The sequence below is a fragment of the Promicromonospora kroppenstedtii DSM 19349 genome, assembly GCF_000515355.1.
GTDB classification, from domain to species: Bacteria; Actinomycetota; Actinomycetes; order Actinomycetales; family Cellulomonadaceae; genus Promicromonospora; species Promicromonospora kroppenstedtii.
The window spans coordinates 99491-106284 of sequence record NZ_KI911759.1; the positions used below are offsets into that span (position 1 = coordinate 99491).

At 72.0% G+C, this 6794-nt stretch carries 3 protein-coding genes; 2 read left to right on the plus strand and 1 reads right to left on the minus strand.

The window, feature by feature from the left end:
* Positions 1-7 precede the first annotated feature (7 nt).
* Positions 8-5656 (plus strand): LamG-like jellyroll fold domain-containing protein, encoded by a 5649-nt coding sequence (locus PROKR_RS27135; RefSeq protein WP_036970001.1) that lies wholly within the window; start codon positions 8-10, stop codon positions 5654-5656.
* A 125-nt stretch (positions 5657-5781) separates the two neighbouring features.
* On the opposite strand, the gene PROKR_RS27140 is transcribed toward PROKR_RS27135, so the two are convergent.
* The gene (locus PROKR_RS27140) at positions 5782-6006 is read right to left on the minus strand and encodes a tautomerase family protein (RefSeq protein WP_036970004.1); all 225 of its coding nucleotides are present in this window, start codon (positions 6004-6006) and stop codon (positions 5782-5784) included.
* 186 nt (positions 6007-6192) lie between these two features.
* Here PROKR_RS27140 and PROKR_RS31115 point away from each other — a divergent pair.
* The coding region (locus PROKR_RS31115; RefSeq protein ID WP_051433421.1) for a YcnI family copper-binding membrane protein at positions 6193-6794 on the plus strand (602 nt) is incomplete at its 3' end.

Sequence of the window (6794 nt, forward strand, 5' to 3'; positions counted from 1 at the left end):
GCCGCTCATGGGCGGCGTCGCCCAGGCCGCGCCGACCCCCGCCGCGCAGGCCGCGGCCGGGTCCGTCGACGACGGCGTGCTGCGCGTCCTGCTCTTCTACAAGTCCAACTTCCACGCGTCGCACGTCCAGGCCCGCCAGGCCGTCCGCGACCTCGTCACGGACCTGGGCGTCGAGTACGACCAGCCGGTCGAGATCCAGGAGACGGACGACCCCGCGGCCTTCACCACGGCGAACCTCGCGACCAAGGACACGGTCGCCTTCGCGCAGACCGGTGGTGTGCTGTTCAACGTGGACCAGCGCGCCGCGCTGGAGGGGTACATCCGCGGTGGCGGCGGGTACCTCGGCCTGCACTACGCCGGCTGGTCGGTCGGCCAGAGCGAGCACGACGTCAACCCGTTCTACGCCCGCCTGGTCGGTGCGGTCTCCGAGGGCCACCCCGAGAACCCCGCGGTCCGCCCGGGCCGCGTGGTCGTCAAGGACACCTCGCACCCGCTGACCCAGGGGCTGCCGGCCGAGTTCACCCGCAGCGACGAGTGGTACGACTGGCTGGTCAACCCGGCGCCCAACGTGCGCACCCTGCTCAACGCCGACGAGTCGTCGTACGGCGGGGGCAACAACGGCACGAACCACCCGATCACCTGGTGCCAGGAGATCGACGAGGGCCGGTCGTGGTACTCCGGGATGGGCCACGAGGGCACGGCGTACGCCGAGGCCCCGATCCGCACCCAGATGAAGAACGGCCTGGCCTACACCGCGGGCCTGCTCCCGGCCGACTGCTCGCCGCCGGACAAGGCGGAGAACGGGGCCTGGAGCGGCGTCACGCCGTGGCCGCTGGTGCCGATCAACGCGGCGCTGACGTCGGACGGCAAGGTCCAGTCGTTCGGCAGCGTGTCGTCGGGCTGCACCGACAACACGCCCTACGACTTCGGCGGCAACTCCTGCGTCGTGCAGGGCGGCCAGATGGAGATCGACGTCTGGGACCCGGCCGAGGAGCGCACGACCGCCAACGTGAACGACGGCATCGTGACGAACTCGACGTACACCGACCTGTTCTGCTCGATGCAGGTGCAGATGCCGCACCGGCGCGCCACGATGACGGTCGGCGGCGACGACGGCCTGGGCGGCAACGCGCCCAACGACGCCGCCATCGGCGTCACCAGCTACACGACCAACCAGGGGCTGCGCAACGAGGCCCCGATGAACTACCCGCGCTGGTACCCGACGGGCACCACCCTGCCCGACGGCTCCGTCGTGGTGCAGGGCGGCAGCCTCAAGGGCGGTCCGGGCGGTCCCGGCGTGCTGACGCCGGAGCTCTACACGCCGGACGAGGGCAGCTCCTGGAAGCTGCTGGAGGGCGCCACGAGCGCGGCGGCCTACGGCGACGGCGGGAACGGCAACGGGCCCGACGAGAACCGCTGGTGGTACCCGCGCGCGTTCGTCGCGCCGGGCAACGGCAACGTCTTCAACATCACCGGCACTCAGATGTACGAACTCGACCCGTCGGGTGACGGCGAAGTGACCCTGCGGGGCACCCTGCCCGCGGACGTCGCCAACCAGGGCGGCCTCGGCAACCCGGTCGGCGCCACGTCGACGGCGACCATGTACCGCCCCGGCAAGATCCTGCAGGTCGGCGGTGGCTGGTGGGCCAACGGCGGCGGTCCGGACGGCGCCCGCGCCGGCTTCACCGTGGACATCACGGGCGGCACGGACGCGCCGGTGGTCGAGAAGACGGAGCCGATGCAGTACGCCCGGCACTGGGCCACGTCCACGGTGCTGCCCGACGGCGACGTCATCGTCACCGGCGGCTCCCGGGACAACAACGGCAACGGCGGCTACGTCACCACCGCCGAGATCTGGGACCCGGAGACGGGCGAGTGGACCACGATCGACGTGCCGTACGAGCACGCCCGCCTGTACCACTCGACCGCGCTGCTCCTGCCGGACGGCCGCGTGATGGTGGGCGGCGGCGGTACACCGGGCCCGCGCAACTACACGGACGTCGAGTTCTACTCGCCGGCGTACCTGTTCGACGGCGACGAGCCGGCCGTGCGTCCTCAGGTCACGGGCGTCCCGAAGAAGGTCGGCTACGACGGCACGTTCGGCGTCCAGGCCGACGGCGAGGTCTCGCGCGTCACCCTGGTCCGCAACGGCTCCGTGACGCACGGGTTCAACAACGACCAGAACTTCCAGGACCTGGCGTTCGCCCAGACAGGCGACGACCTGACCATCGAGACCCCGGTCGACGGCACCTACGCCCCGCCCGGCGCGTACATGCTCTTCGTCTTCGACGAGGACGGCACGCCCTCGGTGGCGGACATCGTCCAGATCGACCCCGAGGTCGCGATGGACGCCCGGGCCCCGCACCTGGTCGACCAGATCGAGTACCCGCGCCTGCCGGCCGAGTGGCGTTCGGCCAACCCGCCGGCCGTCGTCGACGTGGCGCCCGGCAACGGCCGGATGTCCCCGTGGGAGGTGGACGGCGACGTCCAGCTCGTCCGCGCGGCGGCCTCCAGCCAGGGCGGGCTCGGCCTGACGGGCTACCACCTCGCCGTCGGCACCGAGGGCGACCTGACGCGCGCGGTCAAGGGTCTCGACCCGGGCCGCGAGTACCGCGTCTCGCTGCGCTACGCCCGCGACAGCCGGTCCGCCGGTACCGCCCCAGGCACGGCGAACCTGTCGGTCGGAGACCTCTCCACCACGCTGTCGGCGGGGTCGAACCTGTCGTCGCAGAGCACGTTCGGCACGTACGTCGGTACCTTCACCGCCGGGGCCCGGTCGCAGGACCTGACCCTCGCGGCCGGGGACTCCGGCGCGGGCGTCATGATCGACGACCTGGTGATCGTGGGCTCCGACCCCGGCGCCGGCGACGTCCCCGTGCACTACGAGTTCGAGGAGGGCACCGGCACGCGGGCCGCGAACACCGGCACGGACGACTCGGTGGGCGCCGCGGCGCTCACGGGGACGACCGGGTGGAGCGAGAACGGCGTCTTCGGCGACGCGCTCGACCTGGCCGGCGGTGACAACGCCAACGCCGTGGACCTGCCCGACAACCTGCTGCAGGGCGAGGAGGCCTTCACCACCTCGTTCTGGGTGCGGCCCGACACGAAGGCGAACTGGATCGGTCTGTTCCACATCGGGGACGGGCTCGCGGACGCTGGCAGCTTCTTCCAGATCCAGATGCAGACCAACGCCGCCGGGGCCACCGGGCTCGCGGCGACGTTCAAGGCCAAGGGCGCAGCGCTGCAGGAACGGGTCTACGCCACGCCCACCCGTGACGTGGTGGCCGGCGAGTGGAACCACGTCGCGTTCACCCGCCAGGGTGCGACCGGCACGCTCTACCTCAACGGTGAGGCCATCGCGTCGCGCGACGACCTGACGATCGACATGACCGACGTCGGTCCGACGGCGAACAACTGGCTGGGCCGCAACGGGTTCCCGGACCCGGCCTATGACGGCCTGATGGACGACGTCCGGGTCTACACCTCCGCGCTCGGCGACGCCGACATCGAGGCCCTGTACGCCGACGGCAGCGCGCTCGCCACGACCACCACGGTCGCGGTCGAGCCAGGCTCCCCGTCCCCGTTCGGCGAGCCGGTCGACGTCTCGGCCACCGTCGAGGACGAGACCGGCGCGGCACCCACGGGCGTCGCGGAGCTGTGGGTCGACGGTGCCCGCGTGGGCGGTCAGGTCGACCTGACCGACGGCGCGGTGCGCTTCACGGACGTGGCGCTCTCCCCGGGCGACCACGAGGTGCAGGTCCGCTTCGTGGCCGGCGACGGGTGGCGCGACTCCGCGCGGACCGTGGAGCACACGGTCGAGCGGCCGCCGCCCGGTACGGGCACGCCGATCCACTACCGGTTCGACGAGGGTCAGGGCAGCACGGCGGCCAACACCGGGCTGGACAGCTCGGTCGGGGCGGCCACCCTCGGCGGTTCGGCGGGCTGGAACCCGGCCGGACGGTTCGGCTCGGCGGTCAACCTGCCGGGCGGCGCGTCGGGCACGGGCAACCAGGTCAGGCTGCCGGACAACATCGAGGCGGGGATGGAGGACGAGTTCAGCGTCTCCATCTGGGCCCGCCCGGACGCCCTGCCCACGTGGGTGCCGCTGCTGCAGATCGGCAGCAGCACGGACACGTTCTTCCTGCTCCAGTCCAACACCCAGACGAGCGGCGCCACCGGCTTCGCGGCGACCTTCAAGGCGCCGGGGACCCCGGGCAGCGCCCAGGAACGTCTGGTGCTGGGCCAGGGCAACGACCTGCCGCTGAACGAGTGGACGCACGTCGTGTTCACCCAGAGCGGCTCGGTCGGGAAGATCTACTTCGACGGCGAGCTCCAGGCCACGCGCGACGACTTCACCGTCACCATCGGTGACGTCGGCGTGGGCGGGCAGACGACGGCCAACCTCATCGGCGGTACCAGCTGGCCCGACGCCCGCTGGGACGGCCTGGTCGACGACTTCCGGATGTTCGGTTACGAGCTCACCGCCGAGCAGGTCGGTGACCTGCACGCCGGCACCGCGGCCAACACGGCCCCGGTCGGCGCCGCCGACGCCTACGGCACCGTCGAGGACGAGCCTCTGACGGTGGCGGCGCCGGGGGTCCTGGCCAACGACACCGACCTCGACGGGGACGACCTGACGGCGACCGGGCTCACGCAGCCGGCCAACGGCGACGTCGTCCTGCACGCGAACGGGTCCTTCACCTACACGCCGGACAGCGGGTTCTTCGGCACGGACACGTTCACCTACCAGGCCTCCGACGGCGCAGCGGCCTCCGCGGCGACGACGGTGACCATCACGGTGGAGGAGGGGGAGCAGCCGCCGGTCAACACCGCGCCGGTGGCCGGCAACGACGCCTACGCGGCAGTGGGCGGCCAGCCCCTGACGCTCCCGGCGCCGGGTGTACTGGCCAACGACACCGACGAGGACGGCAACGTGCTCACCGCTACCGCGGTGACGCAGCCGGCCAACGGCCGGGTCACCCTGGAGGCGGACGGTTCGTTCACCTACGTCTCCGACGACGGGTTCTCCGGCAAGGACGTCTTCACCTACAAGGCCTCCGACGGCACGGCGACGTCCGCGCCGGCCACGGTGACCGTCACGGTGAAGTCGCCCGAGGTGACCGCGGTCGCGGGTGTCGCCCTGCCGATCGCCTACGGCACAGCGGGCACGGTCTCCGTGGCGGTGTCCCCGGACACGGCCACGGGTACGGTCGAGCTGAGCGACGGCACCACGGCGCTGGCGAGCGGCACGGTCGCGGACGGACGGGCGACCCTCGTCCTGCCGGCCGACACGATCCGCCCGGGCGTGTACGACCTGACCCTGCGGTACGGGGGCGACGCCGACCACCAGCCCGCGTCCTCCAAGGTGCGGGTCGTGGTCGACAAGGTGGTGCCGACCATGGAGATCGCGGCGAAGAAGTCGGGCAAGAAGGTCGTCGTCGACGTGTCCTTCACGGCCGCGCACGAGGTCCCGGTGACGGGGCAGGTGCGCATCGCGGTCAAGGACGGCCAGACGCTGACCGGGGACATCGAGGACGGGCTCGCCCGGTTCGAGGTGAACCAGCCCAAGGGGAAGGACCTGACGCTCACGGCGTCCTACCTCGGCAGCGAGCTCGCTCTCGCGGCCGAGACCAGGGTGACGGTCAGGGTGAAGTAGAAGAGGGCCGGGCCCGGGGAGACGTGTCTCCCCGGGCCCGCCCGATCCTCCCCTTCGAGGCCTAAGTTTCTTCGCTTTGAGCTGGCTCAAAGCGAAGAAACTTAGGCCTCGAAAGGGACCAGCTGTCAGTCGTCGGCGAACGTGGCGACGACGCCCGCCCGGCTCTCGTCCTCGCTGGCGAGCACGCCGCCGTTGGCGACGATGTCGGGCGTGATCTCGCTGAAGACCATGCGGACGTCCTGGCGGCGGGCGCCCAGGATCTCGACCGCGCTGTCGGCCACGGCCTTGGCGAAGTCACGACGCTGCTCGACGGTACGGCCGCGCAGCAGCTCGACGGTGATGTTGGGCATGGCTTCCCTCCGGTGGCGGCCGCTCTGCCGGGGACACAGTTCACGGGAGCGACCTTGGTTCGGTGACGTGAACCACCGTACGCGGTGCGGTGGGTGAACGTCCACGGTTTGGGGCCCTCAGTTCACACTCTTGACAGTGGTTCGGCGGGCTGATTTGGTAACGCCCAACTCGACGATGGAGTCGCCATGAATCGCAAGACCGCCGTCCGGCGCGTCGCCCTGTCCGGACTCGCCGCCGCCGGCCTGGTGGCGCTCGCGACCGTGCCGGCCTCCGCCCACGTGACCATCACGCCGTCCACCACCGCGGCGGGTGCCACGGCCGAGCTCCGGGTCGAGATCCCGCACGGCTGCGCCGAGTCCGCGACCACCGCGATCACCATCCGGATGCCGGAGGAGGTCACGGAGGTGCGCGCCGTCGGTACGGACCGCTGGGCGGTCGACCAGGCCGCGGACAGCCTGACCTACAGCACGGACACGCCTCTGCCGGACGGCGAGCACGCCGAGGTCACGTTCGCCGTGCGCCTGCCCGACGACGCCGGGGCGACCCTGGTCTTCCCGGTCGTCCAGCGGTGCGAGGTGGGCGAGGCCGCCTGGACCGAGGTCGCCGAGCACGCCGAGGGGCACGACGACCTGGAGCGGCCGGCGCCGGTGCTGGTCGTGACGGAGGGGAAGGGCGGGGGTTCGGGCGAGGCGGAGGCCGAGGACGAGCCCGCGGCCGAGGCAACTGCGGACGCCGAGGCTGCCGACGGCGAGGCTGCCGGAGCCGAGGCTGACGCCGCCGAAGCCGC

Coding starts and splice junctions, on each gene's coding strand:
- PROKR_RS27135 (WP_036970001.1), top strand. CDS start 8: ATGGGCGGCGTCGCCCAGGCCGCGCCGACCCCCGCCGCGCAGGCCGCG.
- PROKR_RS27140 (WP_036970004.1), bottom strand. CDS start 6,006: ATGCCCAACATCACCGTCGAGCTGCTGCGCGGCCGTACCGTCGAGCAG.